Source organism: Phenylobacterium sp. (assembly GCF_031412415.1).
Classification (GTDB): domain Bacteria; phylum Pseudomonadota; class Alphaproteobacteria; order Caulobacterales; family Caulobacteraceae; genus Phenylobacterium.
Window position 1 is genome coordinate 1 of record NZ_JANOCX010000017.1, and the last position, 18,177, is coordinate 18,177.

Annotated in this window: 22 protein-coding genes; 18 read left to right on the plus strand and 4 right to left on the minus strand. The window is 67.6% G+C overall.

Annotated elements, in window-relative coordinates:
- The 5 genes from RMO04_RS00700 to RMO04_RS00720 form a co-directional block, all read left to right on the plus strand.
- Positions 1 to 856 (plus strand): LysR family transcriptional regulator (locus RMO04_RS00700; protein ID WP_309642875.1); only part of this gene is annotated, 856 nt, incomplete at its 5' end.
- 295 nt (positions 857 to 1,151) lie between these two features.
- Positions 1,152 to 2,729, plus strand: a complete 1,578-nt coding sequence (locus tag RMO04_RS00705) for a methyl-accepting chemotaxis protein (protein WP_309642876.1) — start codon at positions 1,152 to 1,154, stop codon at positions 2,727 to 2,729.
- On the plus strand, positions 2,729 to 2,923 hold the full coding sequence (locus RMO04_RS00710; protein ID WP_309642877.1) for a chemotaxis protein CheW: 195 nt from the start codon (positions 2,729 to 2,731) through the stop codon (positions 2,921 to 2,923). The genes RMO04_RS00705 and RMO04_RS00710 overlap by 1 nt, the downstream gene beginning before the upstream one ends.
- A complete protein-coding gene (locus RMO04_RS00715) occupies positions 2,874 to 3,194 on the plus strand; it encodes a chemotaxis protein CheW (RefSeq protein ID WP_309642878.1) in 321 nt (106 codons plus the stop codon). Before RMO04_RS00710 ends, RMO04_RS00715 begins: the two co-directional genes overlap by 50 nt.
- 79 nt (positions 3,195 to 3,273) lie before the next feature.
- Positions 3,274 to 4,437: a DegT/DnrJ/EryC1/StrS aminotransferase family protein gene (locus RMO04_RS00720; RefSeq protein WP_309642879.1), complete on the plus strand. Its 1,164-nt coding sequence runs from the start codon at positions 3,274 to 3,276 to the stop codon at positions 4,435 to 4,437.
- Positions 4,438 to 4,658: 221 nt separating this feature from the next.
- On the opposite strand, the gene RMO04_RS00725 is transcribed toward RMO04_RS00720, so the two are convergent.
- A complete protein-coding gene (locus tag RMO04_RS00725; protein WP_309642880.1) occupies positions 4,659 to 6,350 on the minus strand; it encodes an alpha/beta fold hydrolase in 1,692 nt (563 codons plus the stop codon).
- 190 nt (positions 6,351 to 6,540) lie between these two features.
- Here RMO04_RS00725 and RMO04_RS00730 point away from each other — a divergent pair, with 190 nt between their 5' ends.
- The 6 genes from RMO04_RS00730 (at position 6,541) to RMO04_RS00755 (ending at position 11,000) form a co-directional block, all read left to right on the plus strand.
- Complete coding sequence (locus RMO04_RS00730; RefSeq protein WP_309642881.1) at positions 6,541 to 7,200, plus strand: ParA family protein; 660 nt, start codon at positions 6,541 to 6,543, stop codon at positions 7,198 to 7,200.
- A gap of 80 nt (positions 7,201 to 7,280) precedes the next feature.
- The gene (locus RMO04_RS00735; RefSeq protein ID WP_309642882.1) at positions 7,281 to 8,246 is read left to right on the plus strand and encodes a zinc-binding alcohol dehydrogenase family protein; all 966 of its coding nucleotides are present in this window, start codon (positions 7,281 to 7,283) and stop codon (positions 8,244 to 8,246) included.
- A gap of 81 nt (positions 8,247 to 8,327) precedes the next feature.
- On the plus strand, positions 8,328 to 9,164 hold the full coding sequence (locus RMO04_RS00740; protein ID WP_309642883.1) for an alpha/beta hydrolase: 837 nt from the start codon (positions 8,328 to 8,330) through the stop codon (positions 9,162 to 9,164).
- A complete protein-coding gene (locus RMO04_RS00745) occupies positions 9,161 to 9,595 on the plus strand; it encodes a DUF3995 domain-containing protein (RefSeq protein WP_309642884.1) in 435 nt (144 codons plus the stop codon). The genes RMO04_RS00740 and RMO04_RS00745 overlap by 4 nt, the downstream gene beginning before the upstream one ends.
- A gap of 32 nt (positions 9,596 to 9,627) precedes the next feature.
- Entirely contained in the window at positions 9,628 to 10,413 is a 786-nt protein-coding gene (locus RMO04_RS00750; RefSeq protein WP_309642885.1) for an SDR family NAD(P)-dependent oxidoreductase, read from the plus strand.
- Positions 10,410 to 11,000 carry a histidine phosphatase family protein gene (locus RMO04_RS00755; protein ID WP_309642886.1) on the plus strand — a complete coding sequence of 197 codons (591 nt, stop codon included), beginning with the start codon at positions 10,410 to 10,412 and terminating at the stop codon, positions 10,998 to 11,000. The genes RMO04_RS00750 and RMO04_RS00755 overlap by 4 nt, the downstream gene beginning before the upstream one ends.
- On the opposite strand, the gene RMO04_RS00760 is transcribed toward RMO04_RS00755, so the two are convergent.
- Positions 10,951 to 11,181, minus strand: a complete 231-nt coding sequence (locus tag RMO04_RS00760) for a hypothetical protein (protein WP_309642887.1) — start codon at positions 11,179 to 11,181, stop codon at positions 10,951 to 10,953. The two genes, RMO04_RS00755 and RMO04_RS00760, sit on opposite strands and share 50 nt — an antisense overlap.
- A 130-nt stretch (positions 11,182 to 11,311) precedes the next feature.
- Between RMO04_RS00760 and RMO04_RS00765 the strand changes: the two genes are divergently transcribed.
- Positions 11,312 to 12,058 carry a YebC/PmpR family DNA-binding transcriptional regulator gene (locus RMO04_RS00765; protein ID WP_309642888.1) on the plus strand — a complete coding sequence of 249 codons (747 nt, stop codon included), beginning with the start codon at positions 11,312 to 11,314 and terminating at the stop codon, positions 12,056 to 12,058.
- Positions 12,059 to 12,072: 14 nt separating this feature from the next.
- On the opposite strand, the gene RMO04_RS00770 is transcribed toward RMO04_RS00765, so the two are convergent.
- Positions 12,073 to 12,384, minus strand: coding sequence for a hypothetical protein (locus RMO04_RS00770; RefSeq protein WP_309642889.1), 312 nt, complete (start codon positions 12,382 to 12,384; stop codon positions 12,073 to 12,075).
- Between the two features lie 9 nt (positions 12,385 to 12,393).
- Entirely contained in the window at positions 12,394 to 13,287 is an 894-nt protein-coding gene (locus tag RMO04_RS00775) for a LysR substrate-binding domain-containing protein (protein WP_309642890.1), read from the minus strand.
- 124 nt (positions 13,288 to 13,411) lie between these two features.
- On the opposite strand from RMO04_RS00775, the gene RMO04_RS00780 reads away from it, so the two are divergent.
- The 6 genes from RMO04_RS00780 (at position 13,412) to RMO04_RS00805 (ending at position 18,033) form a co-directional block, all read left to right on the plus strand.
- The gene (locus tag RMO04_RS00780; protein WP_309642891.1) at positions 13,412 to 14,836 is read left to right on the plus strand and encodes a cytochrome P450; all 1,425 of its coding nucleotides are present in this window, start codon (positions 13,412 to 13,414) and stop codon (positions 14,834 to 14,836) included.
- Between the two features lie 161 nt (positions 14,837 to 14,997).
- Positions 14,998 to 15,600, plus strand: a complete 603-nt coding sequence (locus tag RMO04_RS00785) for a PEPxxWA-CTERM sorting domain-containing protein (RefSeq protein ID WP_309642892.1) — start codon at positions 14,998 to 15,000, stop codon at positions 15,598 to 15,600.
- A 45-nt stretch (positions 15,601 to 15,645) separates the two neighbouring features.
- A complete protein-coding gene (locus tag RMO04_RS00790) occupies positions 15,646 to 16,332 on the plus strand; it encodes an MgtC/SapB family protein (protein ID WP_309642893.1) in 687 nt (228 codons plus the stop codon).
- Between the two features lie 78 nt (positions 16,333 to 16,410).
- Positions 16,411 to 16,743 carry a hypothetical protein gene (locus RMO04_RS00795; protein WP_309642894.1) on the plus strand — a complete coding sequence of 111 codons (333 nt, stop codon included), beginning with the start codon at positions 16,411 to 16,413 and terminating at the stop codon, positions 16,741 to 16,743.
- A gap of 41 nt (positions 16,744 to 16,784) precedes the next feature.
- Positions 16,785 to 17,252: a hypothetical protein gene (locus RMO04_RS00800; protein WP_309642895.1), complete on the plus strand. Its 468-nt coding sequence runs from the start codon at positions 16,785 to 16,787 to the stop codon at positions 17,250 to 17,252.
- A 76-nt stretch (positions 17,253 to 17,328) separates the two neighbouring features.
- Positions 17,329 to 18,033, plus strand: a complete 705-nt coding sequence (locus tag RMO04_RS00805; protein WP_309642896.1) for a hypothetical protein — start codon at positions 17,329 to 17,331, stop codon at positions 18,031 to 18,033.
- Positions 18,034 to 18,177: the final 144 nt, after the last annotated feature.

Consider the following 18,177-nt stretch of genomic DNA (forward strand, 5'->3'; position numbering starts at 1 on the left):
CCTGCTGCTGATCTTTCGCGAGTTGATCCGGTGCGGCCGGGCCAGCGAGACGGCGCGACGCCTGGGGCTGACCCCCTCGGCGGTGAGCCACGCCTTGACCCGGCTGCGCGAGCTGTTCGGCGATCCGCTGTTCATCCGCCGACCCCATGGCCTGGAACCCACCCGCCGGGCTCTGGAGCTGGGGCCGCGCATCGAGGCCCTCATCGACATGGCCGGCCAGGCTCTGAAGCCCTATGACGGCTTCGATCCCGCCCGCAGCGGCCGGCGCTTCAATATCGTCGCCCCGGAGTTCGTCAGCGTCCAGATCGGAGGTCCGCTGATCCGCGCCATACGCGCGGCCGCGCCCGGCGTGTCCTTCGCCATCGGCTATGAGGCCCAGGCGAAGGCTCTGGATGGGCTGCGCCGGGGCGAGGCGGACCTGGCGATCGGCCGATTCGGCGCCCTGCCGCCTGGAGTGATCGCCGAGACCCTGTTCACCGATCGCTATTGCGTGGTGGCGCGCCGAGACCACCCGACCCTGAAAGCTCGGATTGACCTGGCGACCTATGGCGCCACAGGGCACGTCTTCGCCTATTCGCTCAGCGAAGTCGGACCCCAGACCGGCGACGCCAAGGATCCTCCGACCCTTCTCGCCGCGGTTCCAGGCTGGTTGGCCGCCTTGGACATGGTCGCGACCACCGACGCCATCGCCACATGCCCCGAGAGCCTGGCCCGGCGCCAGGCCGAGCGACTGGGACTACAGGTCCTGATCCCCGACTTCGAAATGTGGTCGTTCGAGATTCAGGCGGTACGGCTCGAGGGCGACGATCCGGGGATCGACTGGTTCATGGGGCTGGTTCGCACCATCTTGAGTTGAAATCGCCCGCGACGCTTGGACAGGGTGTGCAAACCATTTGTGGGCGTGGCGCAGATACTCGCCATAGCGGCACCTTGTCGCACGCCATGTGCTGAATTCGCAATCCTATATTCCGCAAATATCGAATGAATACACAAGGTAGGTTGTATAATTCCAATTGTCTTGAAAATTCCGATTTGGACAACTTGCACTTTGACATAAATCAATCGCTCCTGAACTCATGATTTATTGATCTGTTAACCAGGACTCGACGTCATGAGGTGACATTTTACACGCCACATGACCGAGGCCATCAATGACGACTTCCAACGCCTTGACCGAGCGGCTTGAGTTTGTTGGCCTCGACGCCGCCGCCATGAAGGATCTTCAGGGGGTCAAGTCGATCATCATGCGCGAGCTGCCCGGCGCCCTCGACGGCTTCTACGACAAGGTTCGAAACACGCCGCAGGCCCGCAAGTTCTTCGCCGCCGAGAGCAACATCTCAGGCGCTAAGAGCAAGCAGATCGGCCATTGGGACATGATCTCAAGCGGCCGGCTGGACGCGGGCTATGTCAAGGCCGTCACCACCGTCGGCGAGGTCCACGCTCGGATCGGTCTCGAGCCCCGCTGGTACATCGGCGGCTACGCCCTGGTTCTGGAAACCCTTATAGCCAAGGTCCTGGAGGACCGCTGGCCCAAGGGTCTGTTCGGCTCGCGCAAGGATGGCGCCGAGGCGGTCGCCCGCGAACTGGGCGCCATGACCAAAGCCACCCTGCTGGACATGGACTTCGCCATATCGGTCTACCTTGAGGCCCTGGAAGCCGCGCGGCAAGAAGCCGACGCCAAACGCCTCAAGGTGGAGGAGGAGCAGACCAAGGTGGTCGCGATACTGGCCGACAATCTGCGGCGGCTGGCCAGTGGCGACCTCACCAGCCGGATCGACGTCACGTTTACCGGTCCCCATCAGCAGATCAAGGACGACTACAACGCCGCTGTCGAAAGCCTGAGATCGACGATCGGCGCCATCGCCGACACCACCACCTCGGTGCGCGGCGGCTCTGACGAGATCTCCGCGGCCTCCGACGACCTGTCGCAGCGGACCGAGCATCAAGCCGCCAGCCTCGAACAGACGGCTGCGGCGCTGGACCAGATCAACGCGGCCGTGAAACGCAGCGCCGAGGGCGCGCGCCAGGCTTCGTCCGCCGCCGCCTCCGCCAAGACCCATGCCGCGAACTCCAGCGAGGTCGTCCGAGACGCGGTCGCCGCCATGGGCGAGATCGAGCAAAGCTCCGACAAGATCGCCCAGATCATCGGGGTGATCGACGAGATCGCCTTCCAAACCAACCTGCTCGCGCTGAACGCCGGGGTGGAAGCCGCCCGGGCGGGGGAGGCCGGTCGCGGCTTCGCCGTCGTCGCCCAGGAAGTCCCCGCCCTGGCTCAGCGTTCCGCCAGCGCGGCCAAGGAGATCAAGACGCTGATCTCCAACAGCAGCGCCCAGGTGTCGCGCGGCGTCAAGCTGGTGGGCGAGACGGGACAAGCCCTCAACGGCATCGCATCGAAGGTCACCGAGATCGACGGTCTGATCGCCGAGATGGCCATGTCGTCGAACGAGCAGGCGACCGGGCTGAATGAGGTCAACAGCGCGGTCAATCAGATGGATCAAGTAACGCAGCAGAACGCCGCCATGGTCGAGGAAATGACCGCCGCCGCCTCCAGCCTGCGCAAGGAAGGCCACGATCTGGCGGGGCTTGTCTCGAGGTTCCAGACCGGCGAGGCCGCCGCGCACGCGTCCCAGGGCCCGGTGCTCGCCGACCACCGGCGCCACGTCGCCGGGCGCACCCCGGTCAGACAGGCCCAAGCCCGACTCGCTGCCCAAGATTGGAAAGATTTTTGATGTCCGACGGCGAGCGGCGAGGCGACGGCAAGCTGGAGCTGATCTCCTTCGAGATCGCGGGCCAGGAGTTCTGCATCGACATCCGGTGGGTCCGCGAGATCCGAGGTTGGACCAAGGCCACGCCCATGCCTCACCAGCCGTCCTATGTCCTGGGGGTCATCAACCTGCGCGGCTCGATCATGCCCGTGCTTTGACCTGGGCAACCGGCTTGACCTGGGACGCACCGAGGCTTCGAGTCGCCACGTGATCGTGGTCGTCCAGCACGGCGAGCGCCTCGCCGGCCTGCTGGTGGACAGCGTGCAGGAAACCTTCGTGGTCGACGAAAGCCTGCTGCAATCGCCGCCGGATATTCAGTCGAAGACCGGCCCCCAGTTTGTCGACGCCATCCTTCCGCTGGACGGCCGGCTGTTGAGCCGTCTGGTGGTCGCCGCCCTGTTTCCCGATATTGCGCAACTGGCCGCGTAATTTTCCGAAAACAAGCGTGTTTGGCTCGGCTAGACTCTCCGTGCCATGAAGCGCCCCGCTTCAATCGCCGGACCGCCAGATGCCCATTCCGTTCATCGACCTCCAGGCCCAGCGGGCCCGCCTCGGCCAGCCGCTGGAAGACGCCATCCTCAAGGTGGTGCGTTCCGGCGCCTATATCATGGGTCCCGAGATCGCCGAGTTCGAGCGCCAGATGTCGGCCTACGGCCAGGCCCCCTTCGTACTGTCCTGCGGCTCTGGGACCGAGGCCCTGGTCCTGCCGTTGATGGCCTGGGAGATCGGGCCCGGTGACGCCGTCTTCTGCCCGTCCTTCACCTTCGCGGCCACGGCCGAGGCCATGCCCCTGGTGGGCGCCTCTCCGGTCTTCGTCGACGTGCTGGAAGACACCTACAACCTCGACCCGGTGAAGCTGGACGCCGCGATCGTCGCGGTGAAGGCGCAAGGCAAGCTGACGCCTCGCGCGATCATCGCCGTCGACCTGTTCGGCCAACCGGCGGACTATCCCGCCATCGCCGCGGTCGCCGCCAAGCATGGCCTGAAGCTGATCGCCGATTCCGCACAGGGTTTCGGCTGCACCCTCAACGGTCAACACCCCATCCATTGGGCCGACGTCACCACCACCAGCTTCTTCCCGGCCAAGCCGCTGGGCTGCTACGGCGACGGCGGGGCGGTGCTGTGCAAGGACGAGCGGCTGCACGACCTGCTGGTCAGCCTGCGGGTTCACGGCCAGGCGGTGAAGTCCGACCTGGTCGGCCGCACCTTCGACCATGACCCAAAGTACCTGAACCTGCGCATCGGAATGAACAGCCGGATGGACACGATCCAGGCCGCCGTCCTGCTGCAGAAGCTGACCATCTTCGACGATGAAATCCGGGCGCGGAACGCGGTCGCCGACCGCTACGCCCAGGGTCTTTCCGACGTGGTGACCACGCCCAAGGTGATCGACGGCGGCGTCTCCGTCTGGGCCCAGTACACCATCGAGACCCCCGACCGCGACGGCCTGGCCGCCCATCTGAAGAGCCAGGATATCCCCAGCGCGGTCTACTATCCGATCCCGATCCACAAGCAGGACGTCTATTCGGTCTACCCGACGCCGGGCGGCCTGCCAGTGACCGAGGCCAAGTCGCACGTGGTCATGAGCCTGCCCATGCATCCCTACCTGACCCCCGACCATCAGGACCAGGTCATCGCCGCCATTCGCGCCTACGTGAAGCGCAACGGGTAAAAGACGACGAGCGAGCCTTGGCGGGCGGCCATCGGGCATGGACCCTAGGTGGCGACGCGCATCGCCATACCCCAAACAATAACGGACGCGGCCCCGTGGGGGGACCGCGTCCGTCCTTGATCTGTGATTGACCGAAACTCCCCCAAGCCCGGTCTCTCCAGCAGCCTCATCTGACCACGCGGCGGTCATTCCCGCATGACGCAAATGGACTACGCCGGCGTTCAGGCCGCGGCCCGGCGCAGGATTTCCTCCCAATGCTTCAGCGTCAGCAGGTGGCCGATCCCGGGCTTGATGCGCAGCTCCTTGGGCGCGTCGCCCAGGAAGGCCAGCAGATCGGGCAGGGGCGCCAGGACGTCATCCTCCCCGTGCCAGACAACCACCGGCGCCCGCAGCTCGGTCACCGTCAGGTTCTGGCCGCGACGGAAGGCCCGCACCTCGTCGGCCGGGCCGCGGCTGGTGCGGGCCAGGGCTTCGCCCACATAGGCGGCGATGAAACCCAGCAGTTCCGGGTGCTCTTCGATGAACGCCTTGTCGCTGGGCGAGTGGGCCACGGAGCGGCGCAGCACCTTCTCCACCTGGCTCGGCGAGACGCGCAGCCGCAGGATCGCGAACAGGGTCTCCACCACCCAGGGGTTGGTCTCGATGCGGGCGCGGAACAGGGCCAGCGGGTTGCGCGCCGCGTTGTCCACCCGCCGGGGCGGGCGGCCGGAATAGAGGTGGACCTCGTCCACCCGCGAGCCCAGGCGGATCGCGGTCCTCAACGCCGACGGCGTGCCTGAAAGCAGGGCGCCGATGCGGATCTCGTCCAGGCCAAGCCGGTCGCACAGGGCCACCATGTCCTCGGCCACCCCGTCGAAGCTGTAGTCCGGGCGAGGGTCGGACTGGCCGAAGCCCGGGCGCTCGGCGCTGATGATCCGCAGGCCGAATTCCAGGGCGAGCTTCTGGGTGGCCGGCGGCATCAGCGACGAGCCCAGGCCCTCGTGAAAGGACAGGATCGCCCGCCCCGAAGGATCGCCGTACTCGCGATAGGCCAGCCGACGCCCGTCGGCCAGCACGATGCTGCGCACCGGCGGCGCATCCAAGACGGCGTATTCCATGCCGCGGTCAGGGCCGTCGGCGTCCATGGCGTTGGCCACCGATGACAACTCGGTCAGCGCCCGGATCAGGTCGCTCTGGCGGTTCAGGCCCATCTTCTCGAAGATCGCGCGGAGCTGGTTGCGCACGGTGTTGACGCTGACATCCAGGTCGTCGGCGGCTTCCTTCAGGGCCCGGCCGTCGCGCAGCTTCATGGCCAGGCGGACCTCGGCGGCGGTGAGGCCGAAACTCTCGCGCATCGCCGCCCACAGCCGGCCGGTCTCCTCGATAGCGGGAAACACCACCGCGAAGGCGTCTTGCGCCACCTCATCCGGCCCAATGGCGCGGGGCAGGTCGCGGGCGGGGATCACATAGGCGAAGCGCGGCCCCTCCTCGGCGTCGCGCTCCAGCTTCAGGATGATACGGCCGCCGGCCAGCGCCCTGGCCTGATCCAAGGCCCGATGCAGGGCTTCGGCGTTGGCGGGATCGGAAAAGCTGGGTGATGCGCCGACGCGCAGCTCGCCCAGACCGTCCTCCATCACCGTGCGCGCCGCTGGATTCGCGGCGATGACCCGGCCCTCGCGCGACATCACCATCCAGCCGATGTCGCGCCGGGGCTGGCGGTTGGCCAACGGGCCTTCTTCCGTGTTGCTCAGCAGCCGGGCGATGTCCTCGCTATGAGCCAGGTCGCGGATGGACTGGACCGACAGGTCCTCGCCATCACCCTCGCCCTCGGCGCTCAGGGCGTCGATCAGCTGTTCCCAGTTCTCAAGGTCGGCGGCGACCCGATACATCGTTTCGATGACCAGGGCGGCCTTGGCGTCTCTCTCGGCGTCCATGGGGGCGGGTCGCCATTCCTTCCAGTAGAATCGTCGTCAGTGTAGCTATCACGTTCGGCGAACGGGAAGCGCTGACGTCTTGAGAGCGAACAATCGTCAGGGGAATTCCCTTGCGGCCTCGAACGGATGTCACAGCCATCTGCAATCCAGCTTGAGCTTAACAGCCGTCGATTCGGCGCGGAGCCGACCTATGCGCACGCTCGCCGTCATCGCCCGCAAGGGAGGCTCGGGCAAGACGACGCTCTGCGTGCATCTGGCGCTGGCCGCACACCTGCGCGGACGTGCGGTCCTGTTGGCCGACACCGACGTGCAGCGATCCTCCAACCAGGTTCTGAAGGGTCGCAAGGGCGACGGGCCGGCCTTGGTCGAAACCTCGGGTCCCAAGCTGTTCGCCCTACAGCTCGCGGCGCTGCGCGAGGGCGTCAACACCCTGGTCATCGACACCCCCGCGGCCATCGAGGAGGAGATCAGCCATGCCATCGTGGCGGCCGACCTATGCCTCCTGGTCATCCGGTCGACCTTCCTGGACCTGGCCGCGGCGATCCAAACCGCCGAGATCGTCCGTCGTCTGAGAAAGCCCGCCCTGATCGTGGTCAACCAGGCGCCGGTGAGCCGAAACGGCGTCGAGCCGCCGGCCGTGAAACGCGCCTTGGAGGCGTTGCTGCTGATGCGCTTGCCGGTCATCCCGATCATCCTGCGCGCCAGGGCCGGCTACCAGTCGGCGCTGGAGTCCGGTCGCTCCGTCGAGGAGATCGACCCCGGATCGGAGGCCACGCGCGAGATCTCCGAGCTTTGGGAATTCGTCGAGACCTTCGTCTTCGGCCGCGAGTCCGTCCAAGCCACGCGTTAGCCGCGCTTTCACTTGCGCCCCACCCGTGGCGGCGGCTAGGTTCCAATCAAACATTTGTTTAAGTCATTGGGAGAAAGCGCATGAAGGCGGCTGTCTATTACGAGAACGGCGGTCCCGAGGTCCTGAAGTACGAGGAGGTTCCCGACCCCGCGTGCCACGCCAAGGGCGTCATCATCCGCGTCGAAGCCGTCGCCATCGAGGGCGGCGACACGCTGAACCGCTGGCGCGGGCCGTTGATGACCAAGCCGCACGTGGTCGGCTACCAGGCCGCCGGCGAGATCGTCGAGGTCGGCTCCGAGGTCACCCACCTGTGCGTCGGCCAAAAGGTCGCCACCGTGAACAACTGGGGCAGCCACGCCGAACTACGCTCCGTCCCTGCCCGCAACTGCTGGCCCATTCCCGACGGCTACGACGTCAAGAAGGCGGCCGCCATTCCGGTCACCTTCGGCACGGCTCACGACTGCCTCTTCGAGTTCGGCCGCCTGAAAAAGGGAGAGACCGTCCTGGTCCAGGCCGGGGCGTCGGGCGTCGGTGTCGCGGCCATCCAGCTCGCCCGTCGCGGCGGGGCGGGCTTGATCCTCGCGACGGCTTCGTCGGACGAGCGGCTGGAACGCCTGAAGGCGCTCGGCCTCGACCACGGCATCAACTACACCCGAGACGACGTGGCGACCGAAGCCAAGCGGCTGACCGACAACAAGGGCGTCGACGTCATCGTCGACAGCGTCGGCGGCCCCACCCTGCAGGGTTCGATCAACGCCCTGGCCTATCGCGGCCGGGTCTCCATGGTCGGCGCCGCCGGCCGTGAGCCGATGGTGGTCGATGTGGGCTCCATGATGGGCGGCAACCGATCGCTTTCCGGCGTCTTCCTGGGCGCGGAGATCGGCACGGACCGCGTGCACGACAACATCCAGCAGCTCATCGACGACGCCGCTAAAGGCGAGCTGGAAGTGGTCATCGACAAGGTCTTTAAGCTGTCCGAGGCCGCCGACGCCCACGCCTATATCGAAAGCCGCGCCGCCGTGGGCCGTGTGGTGCTGGTGCCGTAGCCGCGCCAGAAATCGCGGGTCATTCCGGCCTTCCGCATCGCTGGGGCCGGGATGACACTCTTTGATGACTGAGGAGAACCGATGCCCCGCGCGAAAAACGGCGCCGTCGAGATCGAGTACGAGACCTTTGGTCCCGCCTCCGCCCCCGCCATCCTTCTGGTCAACGGCCTAGGCTCGCAGATGACCCGCTGGCCCGCGGCCTTCTGCGAGATGCTGGTCGCCAAGGGCTATCGCGCCATCCGCTTCGACAACCGTGACACCGGTCTGTCGACCTGGTTCAAGCCTGGCGAGAGTTACAGTCTCTCCGATATGGCCGCCGACGCCGTGGCGGTGCTGGACGCCAACGGGGTCAAGCAGGCCCATATCGCCGGCGTCTCCATGGGCGGGATGATCGTGCAGGCCGTCGCTATCGAGCACCCCGACCGGTTGCTCTCGCTCACTTCGATCATGTCGGCCACCGGCGCGCCGGGCACCCTGGACCCGACCCCCGAGGCCGGCGCGGTGCTGACGACCGCTCCACCCGATCCCAACACGGACCGTGAGGCCTTCATCGCCCATGGGGTGAGCAACGCCCTGGTCATCGGCAGTCCCGCCTATCCCTGGCCTGAAGGCGCCCTGCGCGAACGGGCAGTCGCCGAGCACGCGCGGGCCTTCAACCCCACCGGTTCGGCCCGCCAGATGGGCGCCATCCGCGCCGATGGCGACCGCACCGAGCGGCTGGGCAGGCTCAAGATCCCCGCCGTCGTCTTGCACGGCGCCGACGATCCCCTGGTCCGACTTGTCGGCGGCGAGGCCACCGCTAAGGCCATCCCCGGCGCGGAGCTCCGCGTCATCCCTGGCATGGGCCACGACCTGCCGCCGGCCCTCTACGACATCTTCGCCGACGCCATCCTGGCCGCCGCGGCCCGGGCTGGGTGATCAGCCCCCTCGCCATCGGCCTCGCCGCCCTGCTGGCGGCGCTGGGCGGACTGCACCTGGCCTGGGGCCTGGGCCTTCGCTGGCCGGGCGTCGACGAGGTCAGCCTGGCCGAGCGGGTCGGCGGGGTGGCGCCGGGCAGTCGGATGCACGCGCCCTGGATGTGCACCGTCGTGGCCCTGGCCCTGGCGGCCGGGGCGGCTGTGATCGTAGGCTTCAGCGCCAAGCCGACGGAACCGGCATGGCGCATCCTCTTCACCCTTGCCTATCTGGCGCTGACGGCCGTGTTCTTCTTGAGGGGCGTCGCAGGCTTCGTGGCGCCCCTTTGGCGACGCACCGAGGGCACCCCGTTTCACCGGCTCAACCGGCTCTACTACTCACCGCTCTGCCTGCTGATCGCCGCGGGCCTGGCCGCCAACTTCGTGCTCGGCTGACCGCCGCGCGCCAACCTTAAAGAGGACCTCTCATGGGACGACTTTCCGGCAAGACCGCCATCATCACCGGCGCCGGCTCAGGCATCGGCCGCGCCAGCTCGCTGCTGTTCGCCGCCGAGGGCGCCACCCTGGTCCTCGCCGACAAGATGGACAGCGTCAACGAGACCGCCAAGCTGGTGACCGAGGCCGGCGGCAAGGCCGTGGCCCTGGTCGGTGACGCGGGCGAGGAAGCCTTCGTCGAGAGCCTGGTGGCCCGTGCGGTCAAGGACTTCGGCGGCCTCGACGTCTGCTGGGCCAACGCCGGCGTCTCCGGCGGCTGGACGGCTTTCGACGAGCAGGACGCCGCGTTCTGGGCCGAGATCCTGCGCATCAACCTGATCGGCGCCTTCCTGGCCGTGAAGCACGCCAGCCGCGTGATGATCCCCAAGGGCAAGGGCTCGATCATCTGCACCGCCTCGGTGGCCGGCATTCGCTCCGGCGCCGGCGGCTCGCCCTATTCGGCGTCCAAGGCGGGCGTCATCAACCTAGCCCAGACGGCCGCCAACGAGTTCTACGGCACCGGCGTGCGGGTCAACGCCATCTGCCCCGGCCTGATCGAGACCGGCATGACCCAGCCGATCTTCGACGGCGCCCGGGCCCGCGGCAACGAGGACAAGATCGGTCAGCTCAACCCGCTGACCCGCGGCGGCGTGCCCATCGAGATCGCCAACGCCGCCCTGTTCCTGGCCTCGGACGAGGCCTCCTACGTCAACGGCCACGCCATCGTGGTCGACGGCGGCCTGTCCTCCTCGCACCCGGTGGTCCGCCGCAAACGATGATCTATCTGGCGCGACACGGTCAGACCGTCTTCAACGCCGAGGGACGGATGCAGGGCCACCTGGATTCGTCCCTTACCGCGCTGGGGCAGGCTCAGGCGCGCGCCATGGGCGACCTGCTGGCGGGGCTCATCGAGACTCCCGCCGGCTGGCGGCTGATCTCCAGCCCGCTTGGTCGCGCCCAGGCCACGGCCCGGACCATCGCCGCGCGGATCGGACTGACGCCGGAGATCGATCATCGGTTGATCGAGGTGTCGTTCGGAGCGTGGGATGGGCGGCTGCGCGCAGACCTCCGCGCCGAGTTTCCCGAGGCGTTCGGAGCCGCCGACTGGCAGTTCTCAGCGCCAGGCGGCGACAGCTACGAAACCGTGGAATCTCGCGTCGCCGACTGGCTGTCGGAACTGCCGCCTGAACCGGAGCGTCGCGTCATCATCGTTTGCCACGGCGGATCAGGCCGCGTGGTGCGCGGCGCCTATCTGGGCCTTTCGCGCCAGGAGACCTGGGCGCAGGACGTCCCTCAGGACGCCGTCTTTCGTCTGCTCAATGGATCGAGCGAGAGAATAGATTGTTCCAGCGTGGCCGAAGCGTAGTCCGGCTGGACAACACGACAAGGCCCAGCGCCGCCACGGCGCCCAGCAGGAACGCCCCGGCCACCGCGCCGGACAGTCCGGCCGCGCCGACGCTCAGCGGCCGGCGGTCCATCCAGTGGACGACCTCGGCTTCCGGAGGCTCGGCCAGGTTGTCGTCGGTGTAGTCGCTATAGTCGCTCATCTTCGGCTCCGCGTGGCTTAAGGGCGAAACCCCCGGGCGCGGCCGTGGTTCCTCGCCCCCCCGCTGGCCTTCGCCGTCCACTGACGTTAGAAGCGCCCACCTGCTGCAAGACACGCCAAGAACGAGACCCATGGCCGGACACTCGAAATTCAAGAACATCATGCACCGCAAGGGCCGCGCCGACGCGGTCCGGTCCAAGCTGTTTTCCAAGCTCAGCCGCGAGATCACGGTGGCCGCGAAAGCCGGCCTGCCCGATCCGACGATGAACGCGCGCCTGCGCCTGGCCGTGGCCAACGCCAAGGCCGAGTCCATGCCCAAGGACAATATCGACCGGGCGATCAAGAAGGGCGCCGGCGGCGACGCCGAGAGCTATGACGAGGTCCGCTATGAAGGCTTCGGACCGGGCGGCGTGGCCATCATCGTCGAGGGCCTGACCGACAACCGCAATCGCGCCGCGGCCAACATCCGCGCCATCTTCTCCAAGAACGGCGGCAACCTGGGCGCCTCGGGCTCGGTGGCCTTCCAGTTCGATCGCCTTGGCGAGATCGTCTATCCGGCCAAGGCCGGCACGGAAGACGCGGTCATGGAAGCCGCCATCGAGGCCGGCGCCCAGGACGTGGAGTCCGACGAGGACGGTCACACCATCTACACCGCCTATGAGGACTTCGCCGAGGTCGCCGCGGCCCTGGAAGCCGTGCTGGGCGAGGCCAAGACCACCAAGATCATCTGGCGCGCCCAGAACCTCACCCCGATCACCGGCGAGCCGGTCGGCACGCTGCTGAAGCTGGTCGATGCGCTGAACGACGAGGACGACGTCCAGAACGTCTACGGCGACTACGACATCTCCGACGAGGACATCGACAAGTTCGGGGGGTGAGAGGCGCCGGCGTTTCAGCTTTGTGAACGCAGCATAGCAGTCAACAGCTTTGATACGGTCAGGCTCTCGTATCGACGGCGGCTAGGTGCCTTGAAGAGCCAGTCAAACCAATCGCCAGGCTCTCCGGGTGAGTGACGCCGAGTATCGATGTCGAGCGCCAGTCCACAACGGCGAGAAGCTGCAGCGATCACATCGTCAATGCAGTCGCCCGACAGGCGAAGTTCGTAGTAGAGTTCTGTCTCAAGGTTGATGTTCGGGTTGCGAACCGTTGTTGTCGCGCGAAGCAGTTCGATCAGCCAATCGATGTCCTGTCGCCTATCGTCCATCCCACTTACCTACGCCCGCCCCGGCGGCTTGGGCGCCTTTGCGGCTTCCTCCACCAGCCAGTCGCGGAACGCCGCCACGGCGGGCCTGACCTCTCCCGACGGCGTCAGGAACCAGAACCGCGAGGGCGTCGCGGCGAACCCCAGCGGCGCGGCCAGGCGGCCCGCTGCGATGTCGCCGGCCACATAGATCCACGGGCTCAGCCCCACGCCCATGCCGGCGGCCGCGGCTTCCAGCACATAGAAGACGTGCTCGAACTCCTGCACCTCCGGCGCGCGTGGCAGGGTGATCCCGGAGTGGTTTTCCCACTCGATCCAGGCGGTCTGGCGGGTGCCGGTGGTCAGCCGTGTCAATCCCTCCAGACCAGTCGGCCCACCGCCCACCAGGTGCGGCGCGGTCACCGGCCCGGTGAAGTTCTCCAGGAACGCTACGGCATGGGCGCCGGCGATGGGCGCGGTCTCATTGACCCGGATCGCCGCGTCGAACCGCTCGCGGGCGAAGTCCACCGGGGCATAGGACTCTGTCACCTTCACCCGCACGCCGGGGTGGCGGGCGTGGAAGGCCGGCAGGCGTGGGATCAGCCAGCGGATCGCGAGCGTCCCCACGCAGGACAGATGCAGTTCCTCATGCGCCGCCGACCTTATGTCTGTCAGGGTCCGCTCCACCTGGTCGAAGGCGCCCGACAGCGTCGCGGCCAACCGCTCGCCAGCTTCGGTGAGCTTCAGCCGATGGCGCGGTCCCTCGGTGAGATCCAGGCCGACTGCCTCCTCCAGGCTGCGGATCTGGCGGCTTACCGCTCCGTGGGTGACGCAAAGTTCGTCGGCGGCCAGCGTCATGCGTCCACGCCGCGCGAACGCCTCGAAGGCCCGCAGTGCGGTTAGCGGCGGCAGCGAACGCTTTTCCAAAGGCCCCGTCCCCGAGAGTTCATGTGATCTCAGCTCACAAGCATATCGCGGTTATATCGTTTGGTGCAACGCAACATTCCACCCATCCTCAGGTCGTTGAACGGCCCGAAAGCGCCCGGCCCAGATGACCGACTTCGCCTTCGCTCCAGCTACCCCCTTCGCCCAGGATTTGTCGTCGCCACGCGCCCCTCCCACGCGTTTCCGGCCCGCCGCGCCGGACCAGCCCGATCGCTGGCCGAGCATGTTCGACATCTTCCTGGGCGAAACCTCCCGAAATCCGCTGGTGGGCTGGCCGAAGGAAACCTTCGACGTCCTCAACCGCACGACTCGGGTGCTGCACCTGACCTATCACGGGATCAGCGACCCCGAGGGGATCAAGCGGGTCTTCCTCGACAACGCCGCCAACTATCCCAAGCCCGGCCTGGTACGCCAGATGGTCGCCCCCGCCATCGGCGAAGGCCTGTTTTCCGCCGAGGGGGAAGCGTGGCGCGGCCAACGCCGGCTGATGGCTCCGGTCTTCACGCCCTCGGCCCTGGAGGGCTTCAACCCGACCTTCGTGCGTGTGGCCAAGCGCACCGCCGACCGCTGGGCCATGGGCTCCATCGATCAGGTCGACATCGCCGCCGAGGCCACCCGCACGACATTCGAGATCATCGATGAGGCCCTGTTCTCCGGCGAGGCGGGGCTGGACTTCCACGACACCGCCCCGCACCTGGACGCCCTGATCGCCGCCACGGCCGAGTACCGGCTGGGCGTCCTGTTCGGCATGCCGTGGCTGGACCAGAGCGCGGTCCAGCGTCGCGGCGCGCGGGGCCGTCAGGTGCTGCTGGGCCAACTCACCGACTTCATCGCCCGGCGCCAGGTCAGCCCTGCGCACAGCGAGGACTTCATGACCCGGTTGCTGGACAGCTTCGCCCAGCATCATGAACCGAAGGCCGCCGCCAAGCTCGCCCTCGACAACGCCGCCACCTTCTTCGTCGCGGGGCATGAGACCACCGCCAACGGCCTGGCCTGGGCGGTGTACCTGCTCAGCCGCGATCCTCAGGCCCAGGCCTGGGCGCGGGAGGAGTCGAAGGCGGCCTGGGACGCCGGCGGCTCGCCGGCCGAGATCCTCGCCCGCCTGCCCTATCTGAGGATGGTCTGGGAGGAGACGCTTCGCCTCTATCCGCCCGTCCCGCGGATGGACCGTCAGGCCCTGGAGGACGACGAGGTCTGCGGCCAGCGCGTTCGCAAGGGCGACATGATCAGCGTCTGGCCGTGGGTGGTTCACCGCCATCGCCGGCTCTGGAACGAGCCCGAGCTGTTCAACCCCGAGAACTTCGACCCCGAGGCCAAGCGCGAGCACCACCGCTTCCAATACATCCCCTTCGGCGCCGGCCCGCGCATCTGCATCGGCATGGCCTTCGCCCAGGCCGAGGCCCTGCTGATCCTCTCCCACTGGCTGTCGCGGTTCCGGTTCGCCCCGGTGGAGGGTCACACCGTCACCCCCTTCGCCCACGCCACCCTGAAGCCCCTGGGCGGCATGCCGATGCGGGTGGAACGGGGGTAGAGGCGTGGCGCGCGGGATTCGCCAACCGGCCCGTGGGGCCGTTTGTTGCCGCCAGCGCGAAAAATTCATTGTGAAGTCTTTAGGTTAATCCGAGCGCGCGCGCGGCGCGTAGCCCCCTCAGGGCCGACATGTGGTCGGACTGTAGAGTGGGCTTTCGTAACATGAAAAATCTCCTGGCCAGTTCGGCCCTGGCCTTTGCTTTCTTGGTCGCCGCGCCTGCGAGCGCCGCGGTCATCACCCAGTACATCGGCGCCGATATCAGCACCGATCCCTACACGATCGACCTCGGCACGGGCTCGCTCACCTTCAGCACGGTGGATCCGTCCTTCTTCGCTTTCAATCCGACCGGCGTCGCCACCACGGGCTCGGCCGAGGTCTACAGCCTAGGCGAGCCCTTCTTCCGAACGCCCACGCCAAGCTCGTTCTTCACCAACCGTGGCGGAAGTTTCGGTCCGTCGCTGGGCGGCCTCTTTGCGGCCTACCCTACCCCGGTCGCGATTCCGTTCTCGATCACCGACGGGCTCGTCGGCTTCCGTTTCACGCTGAACAACGATCTGCACTACGGCTACGCCCAGGTGGGCGGCTCCTTCCTCACGGGCTTCCGCTACGAATCGACCCCCGGAACCGATCTCGCGCTTGGTGAGATATCGGCGGTGCCCGAGCCCTCGGCCTGGGCTCTGATGATCGTAGGCTTCGGACTGACCGGCTTCGCCTTGCGCCGCCGTCGCTCGGCGCCTGGCGCGATGGCGCTCGCTCATGCGTGAGCCTAAAGGTCCATCGCGCGTTCCGACCTGTCGGAGGAGCGCGCGATGGATTGGCTCGTTGAATACGCACTGCCCGTCGCGGGCGCGGTCTTCGCCGGCGCCCTGATCGGGTTCGAGCGGGAGTATCGCGGCCGCCCCGCGGGGTTCCGCACACACATCCTGGTCTGCCTGACGGCGTCTCTGCTGATGCTTGCCGCGGTCCATCAGGTGCGCTGGCTGACGGACACCCCCAACGAGATCATCCGTATCGACCCTGTACGGATGGCTCACGGCATCTTGACCGGCGTCGGCTTTCTCTGCGGCGGCGTGATCTTCCGCGAGGGATTCTCGGTCCACGGCCTGACCACCGCGGCCTCCCTCTGGATCACCTCGGCGCTCGGCACCCTGTTCGGCGTCGGCTTCTACGGCCTGGCCATCGGCGGGACGCTGACCACCCTGGCGGTGTTGGCCGGCCTACGTTGGATCGACTTCAACCTGCCCCACGTCAGCCACGCCGATGTCTCGATCCGCTACGGCCGTGACGCCGCTCCGGGCGAGGCGGAATTCCAGGCGCTGATCGGTGAATTCGGCCTCAAGACGGAGGCGGTGCGCCAGACCCTCACGCCAGATGTCTTCCTACAACTCTCCGCGACCGTGCGCGGTCGCGGCCCCGTGCCCCTGGACGATCTGGCGCGGCGCCTGAAGACCGATCCCCATGTGGTCGCCTTTGACCTGGCTCCGCGCCACGAATAGATACGACCTCGCCTGGATCGGAACTGCGATGGCCGCGAGGCCGTTGTCTGTCCCGAAGCTTCAGGAGAACACTTGATCATGGTCGACTACATGGACACCCCGCCCGCCCCCAAGTCCAAGCGCGCCGCGGCGCTGAAGCAGGCCGCCGCCCCCCTGGTGGGCGCGGCGACCGAACTGGCCCACGAGGCCAAGGTCGCGATCGGCGAACGCGCCAGCGTGATCCAAGCCAAGGCTCAGGAAGGCTACGGCGTCGCGCGCGAGGAAGCCCGCAAGCGACTGGGCGAGGCTGAAACCTTCGTCCACGAAAAGCCCTACGCGTCCCTGGCGATCGCCGCCTTCGCGGGCTTCCTGCTGGGTCACATCATCTCCAGCAGCAAGTCCAACGTCGTCTATCTGCGCGACGACCGCTGACCCTCTGACGCGCCGTGGCGCGGGGTGCTAAAGCCCCGCCCATGAGCGCGATCCGACTTTGGACCCTGTCCAGCCATCATCCCGCATTCCGCGTCGGCGGATGGGCCCACGTGCGTTCAACCGCCGAGGGCCTGGCGGGGGTGGCCGGCGGGGCGCGCAACATCACGCCCGAACGCACGGCGCTCGCTGGTTTTGCCGCGGCGCTGAAGGATCTGCCCCCCGGTCCGCTGGCCGTTCACACCGACAGCCCGATCCTTCTCGGCCCGGTTCGCGCCGTGATCCTCCGCGAGGCCGCCGAGCCGCCGGAGTCGGACCTCGACCTCTGGGCGCAGATCCAGACGGCGCTGGCCGGGCGCGCGGCGACCTTCGTCCGCGTGACGATCTCGCCGAACACGCCACAGGCCTTCGCCGCCGCCTGGGCCGAACTCGCCCGCGACAAGGCCAAGGCGGGCGGCCCCTTCAGCTCCCCCATTCCCAAACCGAACCTGGCGAAGGTCCAGGGGCTGTAGGCCCTAGGGCCCTCTCGCGCGGAAAGACAGCGACAACCTCTGGCGTACGACGCCGTCTCGGGTAGGAATGTTCGCCGTGGGTGACTTCGCCGCCATACTCGACGCGCTCGCGCCGTTGCGCCCAGCGGCCGGACCCTTCGTGGTCGGGATCACCGGCTCGGTGGCGGTGGGCAAGAGCACCTTCGCCCAGACCCTCAAGATCGCCCTTGAGGCCGCCGGAGAGCTGGTGGAACTGGTCTGCACCGACGGTTTCCTGCAGTCGAACCTTCGCCTGGAAGAGCTGGGCCTCACCGCCCAGAAAGGCTTCCCGGCCAGCTACGACCACGCCGCCCTGCGCGCGGCGCTCGAGGGCGTGCGGACCGGCCCGACCACCTTTCCCGGCTACAGCCATGTCACCTACGACATCGACCCGGCCCTGGCCCGCCAGATCGCCCCGCCCGGCGTGCTGATCATCGAGGGGCTGACCCTGCGCCATCCGCTGACCGGGCCGCCCGACCTGCTGGACGCCCTGATCTATCTGGACGCCGCCGAGCCGGACCTGGAGCGTTGGTTCGTCGCCCGCTTCATGGGGCTATGGGACTTGGCCGAGCATGACGAGGCCTCCTTCTACGCTCGCTTCCGGTCCATGAGCCGCCTGGAGGCGCAGGCCTTCGGAAAGGTCGTCTGGGAGCGCATCAACCTCCCGAACCTGCGCGACCACATCGCCCCCACCCGCGCCTTCGCCGACCTCGTGGTCCGCAAGGCCGGCGACCACGGGATCGCGGGCGTCGAGACGCCCTAGCTCCCGCCGAAGGATTGCGGCAGGTTGAGCGCCACTCATGGTGGAGCTTGATCGATGCTGCTCGTCCTCGCCGCACTAGCGCAGGCTTCGGCCGCAACGGGCCCCCCGCCGCCGCAGCCGGGCAGGGCCAGCTAATTCTCTCAC

Coding starts and splice junctions, on each gene's coding strand:
- RMO04_RS00705 (WP_309642876.1), top strand. CDS start 1,152: ATGACGACTTCCAACGCCTTGACCGAGCGGCTTGAGTTTGTTGGCCTC.
- RMO04_RS00710 (WP_309642877.1), top strand. CDS start 2,729: ATGTCCGACGGCGAGCGGCGAGGCGACGGCAAGCTGGAGCTGATCTCC.
- RMO04_RS00715 (WP_309642878.1), top strand. CDS start 2,874: ATGTCCTGGGGGTCATCAACCTGCGCGGCTCGATCATGCCCGTGCTTT.
- RMO04_RS00720 (WP_309642879.1), top strand. CDS start 3,274: ATGCCCATTCCGTTCATCGACCTCCAGGCCCAGCGGGCCCGCCTCGGC.
- RMO04_RS00725 (WP_309642880.1), bottom strand. CDS start 6,350: ATGGACGCCGAGAGAGACGCCAAGGCCGCCCTGGTCATCGAAACGATG.
- RMO04_RS00730 (WP_309642881.1), top strand. CDS start 6,541: ATGCGCACGCTCGCCGTCATCGCCCGCAAGGGAGGCTCGGGCAAGACG.
- RMO04_RS00735 (WP_309642882.1), top strand. CDS start 7,281: ATGAAGGCGGCTGTCTATTACGAGAACGGCGGTCCCGAGGTCCTGAAG.
- RMO04_RS00740 (WP_309642883.1), top strand. CDS start 8,328: ATGCCCCGCGCGAAAAACGGCGCCGTCGAGATCGAGTACGAGACCTTT.
- RMO04_RS00750 (WP_309642885.1), top strand. CDS start 9,628: ATGGGACGACTTTCCGGCAAGACCGCCATCATCACCGGCGCCGGCTCA.
- RMO04_RS00755 (WP_309642886.1), top strand. CDS start 10,410: ATGATCTATCTGGCGCGACACGGTCAGACCGTCTTCAACGCCGAGGGA.
- RMO04_RS00760 (WP_309642887.1), bottom strand. CDS start 11,181: ATGAGCGACTATAGCGACTACACCGACGACAACCTGGCCGAGCCTCCG.
- RMO04_RS00765 (WP_309642888.1), top strand. CDS start 11,312: ATGGCCGGACACTCGAAATTCAAGAACATCATGCACCGCAAGGGCCGC.
- RMO04_RS00770 (WP_309642889.1), bottom strand. CDS start 12,384: ATGGACGATAGGCGACAGGACATCGATTGGCTGATCGAACTGCTTCGC.
- RMO04_RS00780 (WP_309642891.1), top strand. CDS start 13,412: ATGACCGACTTCGCCTTCGCTCCAGCTACCCCCTTCGCCCAGGATTTG.
- RMO04_RS00785 (WP_309642892.1), top strand. CDS start 14,998: ATGAAAAATCTCCTGGCCAGTTCGGCCCTGGCCTTTGCTTTCTTGGTC.
- RMO04_RS00790 (WP_309642893.1), top strand. CDS start 15,646: ATGGATTGGCTCGTTGAATACGCACTGCCCGTCGCGGGCGCGGTCTTC.
- RMO04_RS00795 (WP_309642894.1), top strand. CDS start 16,411: ATGGTCGACTACATGGACACCCCGCCCGCCCCCAAGTCCAAGCGCGCC.
- RMO04_RS00800 (WP_309642895.1), top strand. CDS start 16,785: ATGAGCGCGATCCGACTTTGGACCCTGTCCAGCCATCATCCCGCATTC.